Source organism: Flavobacterium anhuiense (assembly GCF_004151235.1).
GTDB classification, from domain to species: Bacteria; Bacteroidota; Bacteroidia; order Flavobacteriales; family Flavobacteriaceae; genus Flavobacterium; species Flavobacterium anhuiense_A.
Map to the genome: position 1 here is coordinate 24,571 of NZ_JUIV01000014.1, position 21,555 is coordinate 46,125.

Consider the following 21,555-nt stretch of genomic DNA (forward strand, 5'->3'; position numbering starts at 1 on the left):
TTTTATTTTAAATCGGCGTAAACTGTTTCCGGACTTTGTTTTTGGGCTTTAATTTCAGTTCCTTCTTTTAGAGAAGCTACCCCTTCTAATACGATTTGGTCACCTGCTTGCAAACCGCTTGTTACCACGTAATAATTTCCAGCTGTATTTTCAAGTACAGTGATATTGGCATTTTTTGTTTTACCATCTTTTCCTAAAACTACTGCGAACATTTTATCCTGAAGTTCAAACGTTGCGCTTTGCGGAATAATAATGCCGTCTTTTACTTCTTTTGGAATTCTAACCGTTGTGCTGCTTCCGCTTCTGATAATTCCTTTTGGATTTGGAAAACGCGCTCTAACGTTTACAGTTCCTGTTTCTGTATTGATTAATCCGTTTACGGTTTCAATATTTCCTTTTTGGTCATAAGTTGAACCATCTGAAAGCAATAAAGAAACTGCTGGCATGCTTTTCAGTTTTTGGTTTAATGAAGCGCCTGCATCCTTTGTGAAATTCAGTAAAGTTTTCTCATTCATTGCAAAATAAGCGTACACATTTCCAATACTTGAAACTGTTGTTAAAGGTTCTGCAGTATTAGAACTTACCAAACTACCTAAACGAAACGGAATTGAACCTACAACTCCATTTACTGGACTGGTAACGGTAGTATATCCTAAATTAACTTTAGCATTTACTAAAGCTGCATTGGCCTGAGCTAAAGATGCTACAGCAGATTCATATGTATATTGAGCAGATTCTAAATCATATTTACTGATAATTCCTTTTTCGACCAAAGGTCTTACTTTGTTAACAGCCAATTTAGCAGAGCTTACATCTGCCTGAGCGCTTTTAATGCTTGCGGCAGCTGTACGAACTTGCTGTTCATATTCTGGAGCACTGATTTTAAATAATGGCTGTCCAGCTTTTACTACAGCTCCTTCATCAACAAAAATTTTGTCTATGTAGCCTTCTACCCTTGGGCGGATTTCTATGTTTTGCTGTCCTTGAATACTAGCAGGAAAATCGCTGTTTAATGTAGCTGATTCTGGCTGTAAAATCACAGTCTTATATTCTTTAATCTGCGGTGCACCTCCGGCCTGAGCCGATTTATCATTTTTACCGCAAGAAGCGATAATAAGTGATGCTGCAAGGATGCTTAAAAATGATGGCTTATTCATTGTAAAAAATGTGTAATTATCGATTATATGCCAACAAAAGAAATAAAATATAACACACGAAATTTTTCAAATAGACGAAGAGCAAATAACAATCGATAAAGGCAAGATGAGAACCGATGGATTTTTTTTAAATATTAAACAAGTGTTTAATTTTTATCTTATCGGCTCTAAAATGCTTTTTAGAGACTCTGATTCGGGGTTTGGCGATTGCTAAAAAATTGTATTCAAATAAAATGTAATATTGTCCAAATAAACCAACAAATTAATGACACCGAATATTTTTAGACCCTATTTATTTACCGGGCTGCACATTCTTGGCTGGTCTTTATTAGGATATCTGATGCTGTTTTATATTCCACTGACTTGGAATGTTGTGCTTCCGCAAGCATTCTGGCTTTGGCAGAGCATCGTACTATTTTTACTAATGGTTCTGTTTTATTCTACAGCAAAAATTATAGTTCCAAAAACCATCATAAAAGACAATACTTCCCCTTTCTTACTTTGGGCATTTGCAGCTGTCATTGCCATGCAGCTAATTGCATATTTCTACACCTCGCAAACCGATCTTCATAATCAGATTATGAAGGCAATTGGTTTTAAAAAATACAAAAACCCCTATTTTGACAATTACGTTTTTACTTTGACATTATTGGTTCTTGGAATAAGCACCAGTTGGGCAATGTTACAGCATTGGCAGAAAGCGGCACAGCATAAACAGAAATTAGAACAAGATAAAACAGTGGCTGAGTTAGCCATGCTGAAAGCACAAATCAATCCGCATTTTTTCTTTAATTCGCTTAATAGCATCTATTCTCTTACTTACACTGATATTGAGGATTCTCGAAACGCGCTCCACACCTTAAGCCGTATGATGCGTTATTTGCTTTACAGCACAGAAGAAAAAACAACATTACTGAAAGAAGCTGAATTTATGAGAGATTTCATTGCGTTAATGAAACTTCGTGCCAACAGCAAACTGACGATCACAACCGATATTCCTGAAAAAATACACGATTATCCTATTGTTCCAATGTTATTACTACCTTTAGTAGAAAATGCTTTTAAACACGGCGTTCATGCCACTGATAAAAGTGAGATTTACATCAAGCTTACACAAAATGGAAGCAATCTGGAATTTGAAGTAGAAAACACTTATTTTGAAAAAACAGCAGTTTCTGATGTAGGCGGAATTGGTTTGACCAACACCAAAAGAAGATTGCAGTTGATTTATCCGAATCATCACTATATTTCTTTTGGAGTTACCGATCACGGAACATATAAAATTAAGTTGAAAATAAATTTAGAGCAATGACAGTATTAAAATGTATAGCAGTAGATGATGAACCATTGGCTTTAAAATTGGTAGAGACCTTTATACAGCAGACTCCGTTTTTAGAATTAATTTCTACTTGCGACAACGCTGTTGATGCCATGGGGCTTATCAGAGAAACAAAACCCGATTTAGTTTTCTTAGATATCAATATGCCCAATTTAAGCGGAATGGAACTGGCAAGATTAATACAGGATCAGGCGGGACCACTACCCAAAATTATATTTACAACTGCCTATAATCATTATGCAATCGAAGGTTATAAAGTAAATGCCGTAGATTACCTTCTAAAGCCTTTCAGCTACGAAGAGTTTTTACGCGCTTCAAGCAAAGTTTTACAACTGTCGGAAGAAGCCAATAATAATTTTACTACTATCGCCGCAGATGATGAGTTTATCTTTTTGAAAGTTGAATATCAATGGGTGCGAATTTCATTGAAAGACATCACATACATTGAAAGTCTTAAAGATTATGTAAAAGTGCATCTAGAAGATTCTCAAAAAGCCTTGATGTCTCTAATTTCGCTGAAGGCCTTAGAAGAAAAATTGCCTTCATCAAAATTTATGCGTGTGCATCGCTCTTTCATTATTTCATTAGATAAAATAAGCGCCATCAGCAAAAGCTCCATTTTTATTGACAAAATAGAAATCACAGTTGGAGAGCAATATAAAGAAGCCTTTAAAATATTGGTCGACAAATGGCTTAAATAAATTTTAGAATACAAAATCATGGAAAAAAGATCAAACAAATATTACCTTACTTTAAGTCTTAAGGAATATGCAAATGGTGAAACCGAACCTGCAAAAGAACTAGGAATTGAATTTGACAATCACGATGAGATTTTCGGTATCATAGAAAAAATCAAACAAAAGAACATTTTTGCAAATGATTCAGAAGCGACTCAATTTGCTTTAGGATTAAAATTATTCAGTGAAATCAAAATTAAAAATCGCAAAAACCCTCTTTTTGACGAATTAAATGAAGTTTTTCCCGTCTTCATGAAAAAATTAAAGAGTCTTTAAAACCTCCTTTAAAAATAAGGCTTCAGCCTTATTTGTTTTAAAATATTGAATGTTAAATTTCTGCTAAGAAGAAGACAATCCAATACTTACTGGCAATATTTTATAACAATTTCCCGTTCCAATTAGGCATGTCCCACTAAATGCTTTTTCCAAAAAGAAGTTTGATTTCTCTTTTTTGAAATTCTGCTGCTTCACATAAAATGGCATAAGCATTTAGGCATTCTTAATTGAAAATAAGAGTTTGTTCGAAACTGACCATTTCATAATTAACAAACCTCTATCTTAAATCTTCTCTTTCGAAATGTTCGATAATGCAAAAATTTAATTTTAACCATTAAAATGAAAGCATTATGATAATTCAAAAAAGTATTTTTCTTCTTGCCGGAATTCTTGTTTTAGGCAGTTGCTCTAATAACGACAATACAGATGGAGGCACAGATCCAGGACCAACAGGACCACCTGTAGAAACAGGAACACCAAACACCACTTATCAGCCTGCATTTTCAGGACAGACACGCGCAGGAAGCATTCAAACTACCACCGAAATTGAATCTAAAGTTATCACCAACGGCTTAAGCGCTCCTTGGGGAGTTGCTTATCTTCCTGACGGACGTTTGCTTGTAACTGAAAAAGCTGGAAAAATTAAAATAGTAACTCAAGCTGGTGTTATCAGCAATGCCTTAACTGGTGTTCCGGCTGTTAATCCAGATAACCAAGGCGGATTGCTTGGAATTTGTCTTGATCCTGCATATGCTACAAACCGTATGATTTACTGGGTTTTCTCTGAAGTTGTTGCTGGCGGAAATATTACCGCTGTAGCGAAAGGAAGAATTTCTGACGACGAAAAAGCGATTGAAAATACAACCGTAATTTATCGTTCGAATACGCCAAACGCAAGCACACTACATTACGGCGGTCGAGTTTTATTTGACAAAACTGGAAATTTATTTGTAAGCATTGGCGAAAGATCAGTAATAGAAACTCGTCCGTTAGCACAAGCTGTAACGAGCAGTTTGGGTAAAATTGTTCATATTACAACAAGCGGACAAGCTGCGCCTGGAAATCCTACTTTTACACAAACGGGAGCTTTGCCAGAACTTTATACTATTGGCCACAGAAACCCGCAGGGATTGGCTATGCATCCGACAACAGGCGAATTATGGCAAAGCGAACACGGTCCAAGAGGCGGTGACGAAATTAACCGAATTAAAGCTGGAGCAAATTACGGCTGGCCAACAATTACTTATGGAATTGAATATAGTGGTACGAAAATTGGAGAAGGTATTACGCAGCAAACCGGAATGGAACAGCCTGTTTATTACTGGGATCCTGTAGTTTCGCCAAGCGGAATGACATTTTACGCTGGAAAACGAATTCCAGAATGGGAAAATAATTTATTCATAGGCGCTTTAAGCGGTATGCATATTGTACGCTTAGCTTTTAAAGACAATAAAGTGGTTGGAGAAGAAAGATTATTGGCTGGCGAAGGACAAAGATTTAGAGATATTACACAAGGAAAAGATGAAGCATTATACGCCGTTACCGATCAAGGAAGACTTTATAAAATAGATAAAAAGTAAACTTGTTCATCTATACATGCCAAAAAAACGCCCCAAATATGGGGCGTTTGTGTTTTTAAGATTTTGTTTTTTTTAGTTTCAGGTTTTATTCCGTTGCGTTTAACTTGGAACTTAAAACTTGAAACCTGAAACAAAAAATTAAGCTTTTGCTTTTCTTTTTACTGTACAGCCAATTTCTTTAGTTTGAGTAATTGCTGGTTTCTGTCCGATTTTTAATGATGCGATTACATCTTCAGCATATTTTATTTTCTGCGGATTATTTCCTTCTGGATCATTATCTATTGCTCCAACATATTCTACAACATTTCCTTTTGCAGTTTTAGAAACGATAAAAATATGAGGCGTACGTTTTGCTCCGTACTCATCGGTAATTTTTTGTCCCGGATCAAATAAATATGGGAAAGAGTATTTTTTGTCTTTTGCTAAATCTTGCATTTTAGCAAAAGTGTCAGCCGTAGAAGCTTCTGGATCATTTGGATTAATGGCAATTACTGGATATCCTTGCGATTTGAATTTTTTATCCAAATCGATAATTCTTTGCTCATATCCAATTGCGTACGGACATGTATTGCACGTAAAAACTACAATATATCCTTTTGCATCTTTAAAAGTTCCGAAAGAAACTTCTTTGTTGTCTACATTTTTCAGTTTGAAATCTGGAGCCGCATCGCCCGCTTTAAGTGTAACTGCATTTTGTGCGTGAGATAGAAAAGCAGAAAATGCTAATGCTAGTAATAAGATTATTTTCTTCATAATGGTTTACAGTTTTTTATATTCAGTTAATAATTGTTCATAGGTAAATTCGCTTTCGACAAATTTTCTTTTATCTCCTTTGATGAAAAGCGTTGCTGGAATACTTCCCGACCAGCTTGGATCAATTCTATCAATAAATTCTTGTGGACTGCTTTCATTTAACAAAAAGACTTCATTCTTTAAATTCTTCCTTTTCACAAACGGAATTACATTTGATTCTAGTTTCGATTTAAAATCTAAACTTACCAATAAAACAGCCAGTTTTTCTGATTTGTGTTCTGCTCCCAATTTCTCAAAATGCGGTAATTCTTTTATGCATGGCGCACACCATGTTGCCCAAAAATTCACGACATAAGTGCTGTCTTTTCCGTTTTTGATTCTCTCATTAAGCTGATTGATATTAATCAGTTTCACATTCTGACTATACGCCGAAACCGAAATAATACCGAATAAAAATATATAGAAAAAAGGCTTTATTTTCATGAGAAGAATGCTTTAGGATTAATTTGTGTCTTACAAATATAAAATAATGAAATCTTACTTTTTGTTAATGAAAGTTTAATGAGTGTTTTAAGAAACAAAGGTTCAGAGTTGCAAAGTAACAAAGTTTACTATAGCTGCTCATTTATAAAAGAAACTAAAATTTTATTCAATACTGCTACATCTTCTTTGTAACGTGGGTAATCTGTTATGTTTCTTACGCTGTGATTTTCGGTATTGGTCAATCCAATGTCGTTTATTTCTAGAAATGGAGATTGCATCACTAATCCGTTCAAAATACAATCTGAAATATATTCTGAATGTGTTTCAAACTTTGGAATTGCATTTAAATGTTTTACAACTATGGGTTTTAAAATAGCTGTTTCATTTTCTTGTATTCCTGTCATTGGAAGAAAAAGAAGAAACAGATTTGGATATTTTTCAAAAGCCAATAATTCATCCAAAGTAAAAAACCAAGCTTCAAAATGTCCGCCCAGATTGCCAATGTAAATATCATTCAGAAAAAAATTGATTTCGTATTCGGCAAATTCAACAGCATAGTTTAAATCATCATTTATTTTGCCAGCAACATATCTTGGATTCTCTTCTATATCACTCTGATTGAAAAACTTCCATTCCCACTCGTAGGCTTCAGTTTCATTAATTTGTACAACTTCTAGAACCTCATCGATATTGAGTTCTTCTTTTTCATCATAACCGCGTGACCAGCAGAAATAATACTTCCAGAAAAAAGTGTTATTACTGAGCTCTTCAATTTGTATTTGTTTATTCATAACAATTTATTTGCCATTATTCCAAAGAATTTCTACAACTTCGTCAATTGAATATTCAAAATATTTACCTTTTTTATCTTTATTTCTTTGAAATAAATTTAACTTGAATGAGCTAAAATTCATCTGTAACCATTTCATAAAATAGCCGTTTCCAGAGACGACGTTAATATAAAAAGAAACAGCAAAATCTGAAAGATCTTTTGGTTCCTCAAAAGATTTTAGTCTTCTTATTACTTCGTATAATTCATCTTTTGAAATATTTTCAGTTTTTTCAGGATTTGGAAGTGAAATATTAAATGCTAAAACTTCTGCTCCTTCTTCTTCCCACCATTCACAAAGATTAAATTGAGACATTTCTTTTCCTGATATTCGATGTAATTTATCTTCGAGTATTTTGTACTCCAGGTTTTCTTCATCTCCATTTTCATCACAAAAGTCAGTATAATCCAGAATCAGTTTTAAAATTTCTGGATAATGTTTTTTTGCAACATCAAATTGAGGTTCTATTTCTTTTCGTAATTTCATAAATATTCCTTTGTTCATTCAATCATAATCTATTAAATATCAGAAATAATACTTCAAGTAAAAAGATATTATTGCTGAATTCTTCAATCTATATTTTCCTATTCATAACGTTTTATCACAAAAGTTTTTCAAATATTTCTCTTTCTGCATCTGTAAGCTGTTTACTAATTTTAGCAAAACCTTTGCTTTGTCCAAACGTAGTATACATCACACCTTCCCAGCAATAATCTGCCATTTCCTGAACATTAGTGTTACTATCTGAATATTCTTTTAAATCTTTGTCTGTAAAATAATACGAAACAAAATTCTCTTTACTATCCAACAATAACTTCAAGCTATTTTCATTTGTAAAATAAGAAATGAACGCTTTATTATGCGGATGTTCCTGCATCGATAAAATAGCATTGATATACACTTTTATTGATTTCTTGTTTATTCCGAATTTCTCCAAAAACACAGGTGTAAATTTCTGCTGAATAGACTGATGTTCACCATCTATTGTTTGATAATAATCTATCAATGTTTCAAGATATTTTTCGTCTTGCAATCCTAAAGCAAAAACAGCAAAAGTTGAAGGCATCGCACAATCTTCAGCTTCAAGATTGGTGTACCATTCGTATTTCTTTTTAGTAAGATCAATATATTCTAAAATGCTTTTATGCAAATTTGGATACTTCAATGCTCCAGCAAAAAAGTAATTTTGTCCGCATTTCGGAAGTCCTTTTATAGGAAGCAATTCTTTTTCTTTTGATGAAAAACTAATCTCGAAGCTTTTAGGAAAATCCGATTTTAGAAGGTTATTCACGAAGTGCAATGCTTTTGCATAACTTTCTTCTGTTTCCGTATTCAGTTTAAGATTTATTTTGGCGAAAACATCATTTGCTTTACCTGTAAAATCTTTGTCTTTATATTCTGTCAGCTCTTTTGGAATTTTGCCTGTTCCGTTTTTCTTAAGCTGTTCTACTTCATCAGAACCCAATTCGGTTACCACATCAAAATACTCATTTGCAGTAACTGTGGCATAACTTGGACCGTATTTAATATGAGAGACAGCGATATAACATATAAAACTTAAAAGTTCTTTTTGCTCTTCTGTCAATATGGGTTTCGGAAGCTCTTCTTTTGTTTTGGGTATAAAAATCTTGTATTTGCCTTTTTTTACTCTTTCAAAACTATTAAAAACCAGTTCCTCAGCTTGCAATCCTAATGAATAGCGGTAACTTTCAAATCCAGTAAGCTTTCTTAGTTTTTCAACAAATGAAATATAAAACTCTTTTGAGAAAGGTCTAGTCTGGAAAAAATATTCAATTATAGGCGATAGCAGAAATTTTTCACCCGAATCTAATACATAAGGATTTGGATATGCTCTATCTATTTTAACTGTATTGTTATCAATCGCTTCAATGAATTTTTCTAAAAGCGCTTCGTTACCTTCTATCTTTACTAAATAATTTAATTCTCTCATTCTTTATTTTATTATCACTTTTAAACTTGATTATTCTTCATCGTCCTCATCATATTCTTCATCATCATAAGACAGATAAGACCAATCAATATCAACAAGATCAAGAATGGCATCAAATCGTTCCTGATCGCTTGATCCAATAAAAGCTCCTGTGCAATTGTTTTCCTGATCAAATGACAAACTGATTACATCATAAAAATCATCTGTATATACCTTTTGATTTTCTCTGCTGATTTCGGGAACAAGCGTATAGTTTTCTTCAACAAGTTTTACAATTCCAGAATCGATTTCTCCTAAATAATTTCCGTTAAATTGAAGTCCGCCCAAAGTCCCGTTGAAAACTGCCATCAGCAGAAAAAAGTTATCTGTTGTTTCAGTTTCTATTTCCCAATCCGATTTTTCTATTGTGTCGTAATTGCCATATACGGGCGGGTTTTCCTGTGATAAATCTTCTTTTTTAATTCCCCAAAAAGCGACGTTCTGATTTTCTTCGTAAAAAACCAGAAAATCATCATCAGAAAATCCGATCTCGTTTTCAGGTATCAAAAGTCTGTTAAAGCAGTAATTAAGGTTTTCTTCTTTTCCTAATTCTAAATAATATTCTTTGAGTTTTGAAGGAAGTTTTACGTTTAATGTTTTCTCAAGATCGAGAATCTGTTTTTCTGAAAATCCATAGTTTTCATTTTCAGATAGGTTGTAAAGGCGTTTAATTTTTTGAATATAATTCATCTGAGGCTTCTATTTTATGTAAAGCAAAAATAAACAATTAATTACACCTTGTAATGATAATCTCACTTTTAAAACAGAGGTAATTTTTAAAACCAACATGTATTTCCTAGTCATATTTTTTTGACTAATTGACTGGCAGCTAAATTCATTCGAAATTTGTATCAATTCAAAACCTCGAGAGTACCTTTTAAACATAACTATGAAAATACTATCGATACTATTAATCTTGATTTGCAGTGTAAGCTGCCAGTCACAAACGAATTCTAGAATGAGTGAAGAAAAAACAAATCCGCTATTATGCGATCCTGTGAATGGAATGTGCGAAATGCCTGCTGGCGAAAAAACGAATGCAAAAACAGCCATTCCTGTAGAAAATAAACCTGTTAAGATCATTTACTATACCGATCCCATTTGTTCTTCTTGTTGGGGAATTGAACCTCAGCTTAGAAAATTAAAACTGGAATACGGCGATTATTTCGAAATTGATTACCGAATGGGCGGTTTATTGCCTGATTGGAGCTATAACAGCGGCGGAATAAGCAAACCTTCTGATGTTGCGCACCATTGGGACGATGCTAGTTTGTATTACGAAATGCCAATTGATGGAAATGTTTGGCTTGAAGATCCGTTAGATTCTTCTTATCCATCCTGCATTGCCATGAAAGGAGCCCAAATGCAGAGTAAAGAAAAGGCTGTGAAATTTATGCGCATTCTTCGCGAAAAGCTATATCTAGATAAAAAGAATATTGCAAAATGGGAGAACATTGCAGAAGCTGCAAAAATTTCAGGTTTAGATGTTCAGAAACTAAAAGCAGATTATGATGACGCCGAAGAACTTTTCCAAGAAGATTTAAACTTAGCAAAAACTCTTGGCGTGCGTGGTTTTCCGACTTTATTTTTGGCTGATGCCGATAATAATCAATTAACAGTTTATGGTTCTAAACCTTATTCTTCTTACGAAAATGCCCTATTAACGTTGTTTCCAAAAGCAAAAAAGAAGAATATTAAAAATGAAAATCCGTTAGATTTATTCGAGATTTTCCCAACATTGGCTCCAAAAGAGTATGCTGTGATATTAGAAAAATCAACTTCTGAAGCGACTTCCATTTTAGAGAAATTATATCTGCAAGGTTTATTAGATAAAAAGACGATTAAAAATGGTTCTTTATATATTAGAAAATAATTTCTTAAATTATTAAAAACATGTTCCATCGGAACATTTCATTGGTAAAAAAAATAAATGAGATTGTTCATTTCGTCCTGTAGGGACGTTTGACATTATAAGTGGTTCTTTAAAAATGTATTGATAATCGAACTCTATTTCAAATGCTTTCAATAATTTTTGATACTCCTCTAAAAATGTTTCTTTTTTATGATGCTGTTCTTGATTTTGAATATATTGAATGACATTAGGCACATGGCTTCTTGAATATGAAAATGCTCCGTAACCTTCTTGCCAAGAGAAATCTTGTGACAATTTTTGTTCTTTAATCCATTTGCTGGTTTCTGTTTTTACATTTTGAACCAACGCTGAAATAGATTGTGTGGGACGCATTCCTATAAAAATATGTATATGATCTGGCATGCTATTAATACATAACATTTTATGACTATTGGCTTGAATTATGCCCGTAATATATTGATGTAATTTGTCTTTCCACTCCTTTGCAATTAATGCTTTTCTGTATTTCACTGCAAATACAAATTGTATATGCAATTGTGTGTATGTATTTGCCATTACCAACCAAACGTTCCTACGGAACGAAAAAACATAATTAATTAAAGTTCTACCGATGAGATGTTCCTAACGGAACATTTCTTTTTTCACCAATACGAATTTTAAAAATAATCGCCTTTAATATGCCTTCTAAAAGTCTTTAGAGTATTATTTTAAGACAAAATGTTCGGAGGAAAGTTTTTTTCTGGAATAGAAAGAATTTGAAAAAATGTTCCGCTAGGAACATCTCATCGGTAGAAAAAAAATGTTTTTGGTGTTTCGTCCCGTAGGGACGTTTGATTGGTTTAAATCTCCCTCAAAATCAAATCGGCTACAACATCTATTGCCTGATCAATTATACTTTCTGGAGTCCCTTTAAATTCAAAACGTTTGGCAATTTGCTTTTCGCCAAAAATGATATGGATAAAAATAGTTCCAACGGGTTTTGACTCGCTTTCGCTTCCGCCTGGCGTTGTCAGTCCTGTTAAACCAACACAAATATCTGAATTAATGTAGCGATAAAAATTTTGCGCCATTAACTTGGTAACTTCTGCAGATTCTGCACTATACTGTTCAATAGTTCCCCACGGAATATGTAACAAATCTTCCTTCATTGAAGTGTGATAACATACTATTCCTCCTATGAGAATTCTTCCGGAATTAATAACTCTCGAAAACTCATAACACATTTTTCCAGCAGAGGCGCTTTCTGCAAATGCTATTGTTAAGTTCTTTTCGATTAAAGTCTGACAGCACGCGGTTACCTTTTCTGACGCCATATTGATTTAAAATTTAATTATACATTAATTTCAACCTCAAATGTAGATTGTTCGAGCATAGTAAACTTACATAATTTCTTACAATATTTATATTATAAGTAACTGTTAATTATGCAACTATCGTTTATTTTTTTATAAGAACTTCCTTTTCATAACGCAGTAAATTTGTAAATACAGCTTTTTAAAGTCATTTAGTACAATCCGAAAAAATATAAAAGCCAAAATGCCATGACTTTTAAAAGCTACGATAAGACAATTACAGTAAACTGTAAAGAATTTGCAGGTCTTCTTTATGAAGATTCAATCTTGAAAAAAGTAATAACTAAAAAATAGTATTATGGAAAAGCAACACAACCATGATTATGGTCAATTTGATCCTGATTATATCGAACAAAATACTCTCATTGATGGTACATATTCAAATGAAGACGAGTTTAAAAAAGTTTTGAAAAAACATGACAATCGAGAATTTGGCGAAAGCGATCCCGATTATTATGAACAAAATACGCTGATTGACAATGACAATTATGCGCGTGATGAAGATCCGTATCAATATCAGGAAGAGTTTATTGAAGATTCTTTGCATCCAAAAGGAGATTTTGAGCCTAATACAAATATCCGTTCAGAGAACATTCCGAATCAAGAAAGAATTATCAATGAAGATGATGCCATTACAAACGATGACACGGAAGATGATCTAAATGATGAATATGATCCTGATTTGGATTACGAAAATGATCTTGAAAATGACGTCGATCTGGATGAAGATGAAGAATTGGACGATTTTGATGCAGAACATTATCCAGAAAACCACCCTAGAGAATAGCAAAAATTATCGTAAATTGTAAAGTATTAAATTGATGACTATAGCAGTTCAAATTGTCTGGCTTTTTGTATTAGCAATTCCGATTGCTTGTATCAGCTGGACTGTCACACACGAAGAAATTTTTAGAGAACCGCATGAATGGTGTGTCAGACATTCTAAAAATGACAGATACATCCTATCCAGAAAGTTTTTTTATCTTCTCACATGTGAATATTGCTTTAGCCATTATGTTACAATTGCCTTTCTGATTATATGCGATTATAAACTTTTGTTAAATGATTGGAGAGGATATATTTTGGCAGGGTTTTCTCTGGTTTTTATGGCAAACGTTTACATGAGTCTTTTTGCTTTATTGCGTCAAGCGATAAAGAAAGAAAAGGTCGAAATTGAGAAAATTGAAAGTGAAACTGACACTGAAAACAGTAAAAATTAAAAAAATAACAAATAAGTATAATTAAAATTAATTGGCATTATGGAGAATTTGAATTTTATAGACCCATTATTACACGGAATTAAACCTGAAAGTAAACCATTAAATCTGTCAGTAAAACAAATGGTATGTGCTGGCGTTGGTGCTCTTTTAGCATCGGCAGTTTTGAAGAAAACGGGGCATCCAAAAATAAGTGCTGTTGTAGGAAGTCTTGCATTACCCATTTTGGCATCGGCATGTTATAAAAAATATAGTCAAGTATCTAAAGATAAAATTGATGCTCAATCAAGCAGCGGTATCGAATACAATCACTAATCGTTTTAAACTATCATAAAAAAGAGCGCTTATTTTCTATAAGCGCTCTTTTTCTTTTTTTGAGAAGATTTGGTTAAGAAATATTTCCTTCAACCCAATTTAATGCTTTATTAAAATCAACTTTTTTATATCCGCGAAACTCTCCCGGAACAATATAGCTGAAACCATTGGTGAAAGAAATGATTTCATCTGTATCAGTAACAATTGCTGCCCTATTCCATTTTCCAAGATTTTTCAAACCAAGAAGAGCATCTTGCAGCCACGCTCCCGCTGTAAAATTCTCAATATCGGTATCCAGAACCAATAAGAAATTAATCTCATTTGTCTGTTTTACCAAATGCTCAACGGCTGGAGCCACTGCAGTTACAAAATCATCTTTTGTCACTTCTGCCAATGCTCTAAAGGCAACAATATTATCTGTGGTATCGATTTGATGTATCATGATTTTTATACTTTTTGAGTTATTAATGATGTTTTTATTTGAGACATTTGAAAATGCAAAATTCTAACTCAAATTTACTTATTATCAACCAGATACAGATTATATTTAACTATTCGTTTATTATATTTTTTTAAGTTCTTTTTAAAGATACTAAGATTCTGAGATGCTAAGATTCTAAGTTTCTTTTTACAGCCTTAAATTTTATTAGTTAGAGAGGAAAAACTTTGGGTTAGATGCACTGCAGTGCATCTATACACTGCATGCAGAAAAAAACTTAGAATCTTAGCATCTCAGAACCTTAGCATCTAAAAAAAAAGCCTGCTTTTTTTTGAAAACAGGCTTTTTGAAAAAAAATAAAAAATAAACTAACACACAAACTTTAAAGTTTTTAAGTGACAAAGTTTTTTAATTGCTAAAAAATTCATTGTAAATATTTAGTGTTAGATTTAGTGCTTTACTTTGTGCCTTTGCACCTTTGTCACTTTGTCACTTCTAAAAAACAAACTTAATTGTATCCTTGATTTTGTTTGAATTCCTTCGTTACATCAATTGTTGACTGCGGAATTGGGAAAACTCTTCTGTAAGGTTGCGAAGCTGCTTTTGCTGTTCCGGCAAGATCAAATTTCCCGAAACGGATCATCTGCGGTCTTCTGTATAATTCCCAATACAATTCAAAACCAATTTCATTGTATAAAACTGTTTGATCAATTGCAGTCAAAGCTTTTCCTGGTGTACTTCCAAATAAAGATTCTCTTTTTCTGTTTGTACGCAATTTGTTCAAATCATCCATTGCAGCACCAGTATTTCCTTTTCTAAAATAAGCTTCGGCTCTCATGGTATAAATTCCTCCTAAACGGAATAATGGAATATCAACATTACTGTTTCCGTTTCCTCCTTCTGGATCAAATTCATATTTAAAAACACGTGCTCCTTGATTGATTTCGTTTTGAGCAAAAACTGCTTGAGCTGGATTTTTGAAGGTTAAAGAAGGCGTAAAATCCATTCTCGTTGTTGTGCTTTTTTCCATGTATAACGGAGAAACTTTTATACGTCCGTTAACCATTTCCAATGAACCAGATGACAATAAGATTGGTCCATATTGTGGTCCATACTGAATTCCTCTATTAAAATGAAACCAAGGCAAATTGGCACTTTTCGGTACAATATCAGTTGCTGGAACACTAATATCTGTTCCATCATTCATAAACCATGTTCCATCAGCATATTGGTATTTCTGCTGAAATCTCGGATCATCATGATTGCCGTCCCATGTTGCAAAAAACTCGGGAGTTGTACAAGCCGCATTTGTTCCTCTATTTGCTGCAGATGTTCTTTGGTTACGCTCCATACACACATAAGCAAAACTGTTTGAACCATTTCTGATGTAATCGATCTTTTGAGAAATAGCAAAAATCAATTCTTTTCCTTTGTCATTGTCTCTTGCGAAGTTTTTGAAATAATCACTTTCTAAAGAATATTTTCCAGAATCAATCAGCAATGAAGTATAATAAATTACACGATCCATGTCTGTTCCTGTACCCGTTGCTGCAGCTTCAGTAAAATTAAAGGTTGAAGATGCATTAAAACGATCTTTAAAAACAGCACGATTCAAATACATCTGCGCTAAAAATCCATACGCCGCTTCTTTTGTAAATCTTCCATGATGCGTCTGCTGCGTTCCCATTTCTGCTAAATCTGGCAATAAAGCTTCAACATCTTTTATCAATTGATCGATTTGCGTATCGGCTTTTAAAATCTGTAAAGGCGCATTTGGATTCATCGGATCTCTGTAAGGCGCTTGTCCGTACAAATCTAAAGTGGTATATAAATAATACGCTAAAAGTCCTTTCGCTTCTGCTAAAAACAATTTCTTCTCTGGAATTGAACTTTCTTCAACCGATTGAATAGCTGTTAATGAACGTGTAATTCCGTTTGTCAATTTATTCCAGTTATCTACCACAATGGCATTATCCGATTTCCAACTAAACTCATGCATGTCTCTCCATTTTCCTCCGTCTCCCCAGTCACTTCCGCGAGTTGGCAGGATGGCCTCATCTGTCGTATATTCTTGTAAAGAGAAAACACCGCCATGATCTACAAAAGTTCCATCTCCCAAACGGTCATAAGCTGCAGCCAAAGCTCCAGCTGGGTTTGAAGCGTCTTCTCCTAAAACCTCATCCAGAACAACTTCGTCAAGATTGGTACAGCTTGCAAAAAGCCATATAAAAGAGAATATTGCTAATGTTTTAATATTAAAAATTGTATTTGTCTTCATAATAATTATAGTTTTAAAGTTGCTCCAAAACTGAATGTTCTAGAAGTTGGATAACTCGCATAATCGATACCGATAGATTGATTTCCTCCGTTTGATTTCGGACTGTTGATTAACGGATCGTAACCTGTGTAATTTGTAATCGTAATTAAGTTCTGACCTGTAACATAAAGCGTTAATCCGTTGATCCAGTTCAATCCTTTTAAATCAAAATTGTAACCAATACGAGCCGTATTCAATCGAATAAAGTCTGATTTTTCTAAGAATAAAGTGGACAAAATTGGTGAGTTTGCAGGATTTGCTCCAGACTCATAATAATTTGTAGCCACGTTACGGTCAGATGCAAGGTTATTGATATTTAATGCATTTAAACCTGTGTTGTTCAATAAATAGCCTCCCGTTTGTCCGATAATAGAAAATGAGAATGTAAAGTTTTTGTATCTCATATCACTATTAAATCCGTAGTAGAAAGTTGGTAAAGCTCCTTCGATAATGATTCTGTCGCTATTGTCAATTTTACCGTCTCCATTTTGATCTTTAAAGATATTTGCTCCGTTGGCATCAAAACCAATATGTTCTAACAAATAGAATGATCCAGCTGCGTATCCGCTTTTGTAGATATTCGCATTTACACCCGATTGTCCAGGACCAGAAATTGTTCCTGTCAAAATTTCTGAAACCGGAAGATCTTCAATTTTATTATGAAGCGTTGCTCCGTTCATATCAATATTCCAAGAGAAATTCTTCGTGTCCACAATTTTTGAACCTAACATAAACTCGATACCTTTATTGATGATTTTACCGTCAATATTCGTCCAAATTGTAGTCGTTGGGCTCAAAGCTTGAGAAGGAACATTTAAAATCGCATCGGTAGTCGTTTTATTGAAATAATCTAATGTTCCGTACAATTTGTCATTCCATAAATTGAAATCTAAACCAACGTTGTATTGCGTTACAACCTCCCATTTCAAATCAGGATTTGGTGTTCTGTTTACAGAAACTCCGTTCACTAGATTTAAATCATCGTATAAATAATATCCATCAGCTCCAGATAAAGAATAGCTTGCTTGCGTAATTTTGTTTTCAACTTCTTGGTTTCCTGTCTGTCCCCAGCTCGCTCTTAGTTTTAAATTGTTTAATGTCGAAGAATCTTTTAAGAAACTTTCATTCGCAATATTCCATCCTAAGGCAAATGATGGGAAATAACCATATTTATTATTTTTACCAAAACGAGTAGAACCATCACCTCTCATAGAAGCTGTTAAAAGATATCTGTTATCAAAACTGTAATTCAATCTTCCAAAATAAGACTGCAATTCGTTTTCTTGCGCGTAACCTGTTGTTCCAGATTGCGTGCCTTTAAAACCAGGATTGATTGAAGGCGGAACTCCCTCGCCTTGATTTGCGATTCCGTCAATGCTGAAACTTGTACCCGATCTTTCAAATTTTTGGTATGAAAAACCTCCTAAAGCTTCAATTTTATGTTTATCTAAATTCAAATTGTAAGTTAGATAATGCTCAACTAAAGAGTTTTTAGAATCTAAGTTATTCTGAACATATTTCCCTTTCGGATTCAAATCGGTTAAGTTTGGAAAAATGGTTGTGTTTCTCTCCGCCATCGAACGATCGACACCAATGTTCAATTTATATTCTAATCCGTCAATAATTCTAAGAGACGCTTCTAAGTTTCCTAAAACTCTCAACGTTCTAGTTTGATCTTGGTAAATGCTCAACAAATACGCTGGATTGTAATGCGCATTCATATTAAAGTTGGTGTAATTCCCATTCGCATCAAAAACAGAACGCGTCGGATTTGCCATTAACGTATGTACAATCAATTGTCCGTTAGAACCACCGTCATCACTTGTTGGAACTCCATCATCTTTAGTTTCACTCGCCGTAAGATTCATTTTTACTTTCAAACGTTTGTTATCCAAAAATGATTCAGCTGCATTGATTCTTCCAGAAAGACGTTTGAAATTACTGTTGCGAACCACTCCTTCTTGATCCATTTGAGCAATCGAAGCGTAATAGTTTCCAGAATCTGTCTGTTTAGAAAAAGATAGCGAATTGTTTGTTGTAATAGCTGTTCTGTAAATTACATCTTGCCAATCTGTATTTCCTCCGTGATCAAATGCTTTATCTTTTATGGCATTTCTATATTCGCCAGCGCTTAAAACGTCAAGTTTGTTAGCCACAGTTGCAACTCCTGTATAAGTATCAAAAGTTAATGTTCCTTCACCTTTAGAACCTTTTTTAGTCGTTACCAAAACCACTCCGTTAGATCCTCTCGCTCCATAAATTGCAGAAGCCGATGCATCTTTCAAAACTGTAATAGATTCGATATCGCTTGTATTCAAAAAGTTCAGCGGATTTTTAGCCGAAGAAGTTCCAAATCCAACATTACTTCCCGACGGACTCACATCATCATTAGACAAAGGCACACCGTCTACAACAAACAAAGGCGTACTTCCGCTTCTGATAGATCCAACTCCACGAATGGTCACGTTTACTCCCGCTCCTGGCTCACCGCTTGTATTTACAACACGCACACCAGCCACTTTTCCCTGCATTAAATTATCTACAGAAACATTTACACCTTGTTTAAAGTTTCCTGCTTCCAACTGCGTAACCGCACCAGTAACGTCTTTTTTAGATTGTTTTCCGTAACCTACAACCAAAACTTCATTTAATTCCGCTGTATTTGGATCTAATTGAATCGTCATAAAACCAGTTTGTACGGCAACTGTTTTAGTTTTATAACCCATATAAGAAATGTCAATCGTTTTTCCTTCCCCAACTGTAATTTCAAATTCTCCATCGAAATTAGTTACCGTTGAATTTGACGAACTTGTTTCTGTAATTGTTGCTCCAGGAATCGGCAGTTTATTTTCATCGACCACTTTTCCTTTTACTTTAATTCTGTCAACCGCTTTAGTATTAACTGCTTTTGGCGCAGCTGTTTTTTGAATTAAAATCAATTTTCCGTTAATGTTATAATTGAAATTTGCTTTTTGCGAAAGATCATTCAAAATCGCCGTAATAGACTCATTGCTATAATTTACCGCATAAGCTGTGTTATCAGCAATTACAGCTTGTCCGTAGCTGAATTTGTAATCGGTTTGTTGTGTTAATTTTGAAAAAATAGAAACAAGGGTAGCTTTTTCTATTTTATTTGCTACTTTTGACTCTTTTAGCAAATTAGTTTTACTATAACCGCTCTGAAAGGCAAGTAAAGCCAGAACTAAAAAGACAAAACTCTTTAGATTTAAATAAGAAGGTTTAAAATACATGATTTAAGTAATTGTTTTTACGATGCTTAATTATTAATAGCAGTTGTTCCCGCAACTGCTTTTTTGTTTTTAATCCACTTTTACTATTTCGCCATAAACTTTGAATTTTAGGTTTGTGATATAATTTATTTGTTCCAAAACATTTTCTAATGTCGCGTCCTTCTTGATGAATACCGTTAACGGCGTTGCTAATACGTGTTTGTCATCATACTCAAATGAAACTCCGTATTTATATTGTAAAATGGCAATTACTTGTTTTAAAGTAGTTTGTTCCAGCGTTACATCTTCATTATACCAATTGATCAAAAAAGCTTTATCAGCCATTTGTTTGGTCAATTTTTGAGACTCAAATAAAGCTTCCTGATTCGGCATTAAATCAACACTCTGCCCTTTTCCAGAAACATTTACTTTTCCGGTTACTACGATTACCTTACAGTTTAATTTTGATAATTGAATGTGAAATGAAGTTCCCACAACTCTGGTTTTTATTTCGCCAGAATGAATAATAAAAGGGTGCTGTTTGTCTTTGGCAACCTCAAAAAACGCATTTCCTTTTAGTAAGGAAACCGTTCTTTGATCGCCTTCAAATTTTTCAGGATACTGAAATGATGAGTTTGCTGCCAGATAAATTTTCGAACCGTCACTTAATTGGATAGATTTGGGAATCGATGACGTTTTAAATGTGATTTGTTTTTGGTTTAAAACATTTGGTCTCAAGAAAAATCCTAAACCAAGCAGAAAAAGAATACTGGCAGCAGCTATATATTTTAAATAAGGACGGAAAGATCTTTTCTTTCCAATTCTTAACTGAATTTCGTCATATATGTTTTGAGATTCGATTTCTGGATTTCCCATAAGATCATTATCCCATTTTGAATTCTGATATTCGCTAAAGGCAAAATCATGTAATAAATTTTCTTCTGCCAATGAAGTTTTTCCTCGCGAACTTTTATCCAGCAGATATTCTAAACTATGTTTGATTCTTTTTATCATAAATACTTATTGTTATGAATAAGTACCAGAAACCAGAAATCGTACTATCGCCAAATATTATGAAAACATCAAGCGAAAGTTATTTTAAAATTTTTGATTGAAAATAATAAAAGGAGCCAGCCAAGCCAAGTCTTTTAAGCCTTCGCGAAGTTGTTTCACCGCAGATGAAATCTGATTTTTTACAGTTTGTTTAGAAATTCCAAGTTCCTCAGCAATCTGATCAATTGTCATGTCTTGAAATTTATACATCAGCAAAACTTCTTTTCTCTTTTCTGGAAGTTTGTCTAATAGAGAATAAAGCAAATCCATCACTTCTGGATCTATTGTCGAAAAATTATCGATAATGTAGTCTTCGAATTTTTCTTCTAAAATAGTCTTGTCAAAACGATTGTTTTGATAATGTTTGAAAACCTGATTCTTCACCGCACGAAACAAAAAGGGTTCGATTGCGTTAATATTCAGTTCTTCTTTTCTTTCCCATAAATCAACAAAAACATCCTGAACAATGTTCTGCGCCAAGTCTTTATCCTGAGTCATCGTATAAGAAAAGGCATTGAGCTTTTTCCAATATTGGTTATACGTTTGTTCAAAAATTTCAGGATTATTCATACGGTAATTACAGGCTTTTTAATATCGTAAAATAAGGAAATGAA

At 33.7% G+C, this 21,555-nt stretch carries 22 protein-coding genes; 8 read left to right on the forward strand and 14 right to left on the reverse strand.

Features of this window, described 5'->3' with window-relative positions:
* Positions 1–2: 2 nt before the first annotated feature.
* Positions 3–1,157: an efflux RND transporter periplasmic adaptor subunit gene (locus NU08_RS16075; RefSeq protein ID WP_129748135.1), complete on the reverse strand. Its 1,155-nt coding sequence runs from the start codon at positions 1,155–1,157 to the stop codon at positions 3–5.
* Positions 1,158–1,422: 265 nt separating this feature from the next.
* On the opposite strand from NU08_RS16075, the gene NU08_RS16080 reads away from it, so the two are divergent.
* The 4 genes from NU08_RS16080 (at position 1,423) to NU08_RS16095 (ending at position 5,089) form a co-directional block, all read left to right on the forward strand.
* Positions 1,423–2,469, forward strand: coding sequence for a sensor histidine kinase (locus tag NU08_RS16080; RefSeq protein ID WP_129748136.1), 1,047 nt, complete (start codon positions 1,423–1,425; stop codon positions 2,467–2,469).
* Positions 2,466–3,197 (forward strand): LytR/AlgR family response regulator transcription factor, encoded by a 732-nt coding sequence (locus NU08_RS16085; RefSeq protein ID WP_129748137.1) that lies wholly within the window; start codon positions 2,466–2,468, stop codon positions 3,195–3,197. The genes NU08_RS16080 and NU08_RS16085 overlap by 4 nt, the downstream gene beginning before the upstream one ends.
* Before the next feature lie 18 nt (positions 3,198–3,215).
* Positions 3,216–3,509, forward strand: coding sequence for a DUF3861 domain-containing protein (locus tag NU08_RS16090; RefSeq protein WP_129748138.1), 294 nt, complete (start codon positions 3,216–3,218; stop codon positions 3,507–3,509).
* Positions 3,510–3,859: 350 nt separating this feature from the next.
* Positions 3,860–5,089, forward strand: coding sequence for a PQQ-dependent sugar dehydrogenase (locus tag NU08_RS16095; protein WP_129748139.1), 1,230 nt, complete (start codon positions 3,860–3,862; stop codon positions 5,087–5,089).
* Positions 5,090–5,227: 138 nt separating this feature from the next.
* Here NU08_RS16095 and NU08_RS16100 read toward each other — a convergent pair whose 3' ends face one another.
* The 6 genes from NU08_RS16100 to NU08_RS16125 all read right to left on the reverse strand — a co-directional run bounded on the left by NU08_RS16100 (position 5,228) and on the right by NU08_RS16125 (position 9,835).
* A complete protein-coding gene (locus tag NU08_RS16100; protein ID WP_129748140.1) occupies positions 5,228–5,842 on the reverse strand; it encodes a thioredoxin family protein in 615 nt (204 codons plus the stop codon).
* Positions 5,843–5,848: 6 nt separating this feature from the next.
* Entirely contained in the window at positions 5,849–6,325 is a 477-nt protein-coding gene (locus NU08_RS16105; RefSeq protein ID WP_129748141.1) for a TlpA family protein disulfide reductase, read from the reverse strand.
* A 128-nt stretch (positions 6,326–6,453) separates the two neighbouring features.
* Positions 6,454–7,116 carry an Imm19 family immunity protein gene (locus NU08_RS16110; protein ID WP_129748142.1) on the reverse strand — a complete coding sequence of 221 codons (663 nt, stop codon included), beginning with the start codon at positions 7,114–7,116 and terminating at the stop codon, positions 6,454–6,456.
* A 6-nt stretch (positions 7,117–7,122) separates the two neighbouring features.
* On the reverse strand, positions 7,123–7,641 hold the full coding sequence (locus tag NU08_RS16115; protein WP_129748143.1) for a hypothetical protein: 519 nt from the start codon (positions 7,639–7,641) through the stop codon (positions 7,123–7,125).
* A gap of 115 nt (positions 7,642–7,756) precedes the next feature.
* Positions 7,757–9,106, reverse strand: a complete 1,350-nt coding sequence (locus tag NU08_RS16120; protein WP_129748144.1) for a DUF6138 family protein — start codon at positions 9,104–9,106, stop codon at positions 7,757–7,759.
* A gap of 30 nt (positions 9,107–9,136) precedes the next feature.
* Complete coding sequence (locus NU08_RS16125; RefSeq protein WP_129748145.1) at positions 9,137–9,835, reverse strand: SMI1/KNR4 family protein; 699 nt, start codon at positions 9,833–9,835, stop codon at positions 9,137–9,139.
* Between the two features lie 268 nt (positions 9,836–10,103).
* On the opposite strand from NU08_RS16125, the gene NU08_RS16130 reads away from it, so the two are divergent.
* A complete protein-coding gene (locus tag NU08_RS16130) occupies positions 10,104–11,018 on the forward strand; it encodes a DsbA family protein (RefSeq protein WP_129748146.1) in 915 nt (304 codons plus the stop codon).
* A gap of 12 nt (positions 11,019–11,030) precedes the next feature.
* Here NU08_RS16130 and tnpA read toward each other — a convergent pair whose 3' ends face one another.
* A complete protein-coding gene (tnpA, locus tag NU08_RS16135) occupies positions 11,031–11,573 on the reverse strand; it encodes an IS200/IS605 family transposase (protein WP_317126365.1) in 543 nt (180 codons plus the stop codon).
* Between the two features lie 284 nt (positions 11,574–11,857).
* Positions 11,858–12,331 (reverse strand): CinA family protein, encoded by a 474-nt coding sequence (locus tag NU08_RS16140; protein ID WP_129748147.1) that lies wholly within the window; start codon positions 12,329–12,331, stop codon positions 11,858–11,860.
* Between the two features lie 337 nt (positions 12,332–12,668).
* On the opposite strand from NU08_RS16140, the gene NU08_RS16145 reads away from it, so the two are divergent.
* From NU08_RS16145 to NU08_RS16155, 3 genes are read left to right on the forward strand one after another with little or no spacing between them, the layout of a single operon-like run.
* Positions 12,669–13,157 (forward strand): hypothetical protein, encoded by a 489-nt coding sequence (locus tag NU08_RS16145; RefSeq protein WP_129748148.1) that lies wholly within the window; start codon positions 12,669–12,671, stop codon positions 13,155–13,157.
* 34 nt (positions 13,158–13,191) lie between these two features.
* Positions 13,192–13,590: a hypothetical protein gene (locus NU08_RS16150; RefSeq protein WP_129748149.1), complete on the forward strand. Its 399-nt coding sequence runs from the start codon at positions 13,192–13,194 to the stop codon at positions 13,588–13,590.
* Between the two features lie 39 nt (positions 13,591–13,629).
* Complete coding sequence (locus NU08_RS16155; RefSeq protein WP_129748150.1) at positions 13,630–13,902, forward strand: PrgI family protein; 273 nt, start codon at positions 13,630–13,632, stop codon at positions 13,900–13,902.
* A gap of 73 nt (positions 13,903–13,975) precedes the next feature.
* On the opposite strand, the gene NU08_RS16160 is transcribed toward NU08_RS16155, so the two are convergent.
* The 5 genes from NU08_RS16160 to NU08_RS16180 all read right to left on the reverse strand — a co-directional run bounded on the left by NU08_RS16160 (position 13,976) and on the right by NU08_RS16180 (position 21,511).
* The gene (locus NU08_RS16160; RefSeq protein ID WP_129748151.1) at positions 13,976–14,344 is read right to left on the reverse strand and encodes an STAS/SEC14 domain-containing protein; all 369 of its coding nucleotides are present in this window, start codon (positions 14,342–14,344) and stop codon (positions 13,976–13,978) included.
* Between the two features lie 505 nt (positions 14,345–14,849).
* Entirely contained in the window at positions 14,850–16,619 is a 1,770-nt protein-coding gene (locus NU08_RS16165; RefSeq protein WP_129748152.1) for a RagB/SusD family nutrient uptake outer membrane protein, read from the reverse strand.
* Between the two features lie 5 nt (positions 16,620–16,624).
* A complete protein-coding gene (locus tag NU08_RS16170; protein ID WP_129748153.1) occupies positions 16,625–19,909 on the reverse strand; it encodes a SusC/RagA family TonB-linked outer membrane protein in 3,285 nt (1,094 codons plus the stop codon).
* 69 nt (positions 19,910–19,978) lie between these two features.
* Entirely contained in the window at positions 19,979–20,902 is a 924-nt protein-coding gene (locus tag NU08_RS16175) for a FecR family protein (protein WP_129748154.1), read from the reverse strand.
* Between the two features lie 84 nt (positions 20,903–20,986).
* A complete protein-coding gene (locus NU08_RS16180; protein ID WP_129748155.1) occupies positions 20,987–21,511 on the reverse strand; it encodes an RNA polymerase sigma-70 factor in 525 nt (174 codons plus the stop codon).
* Between the last annotated feature and the right edge of the window lie 44 nt (positions 21,512–21,555).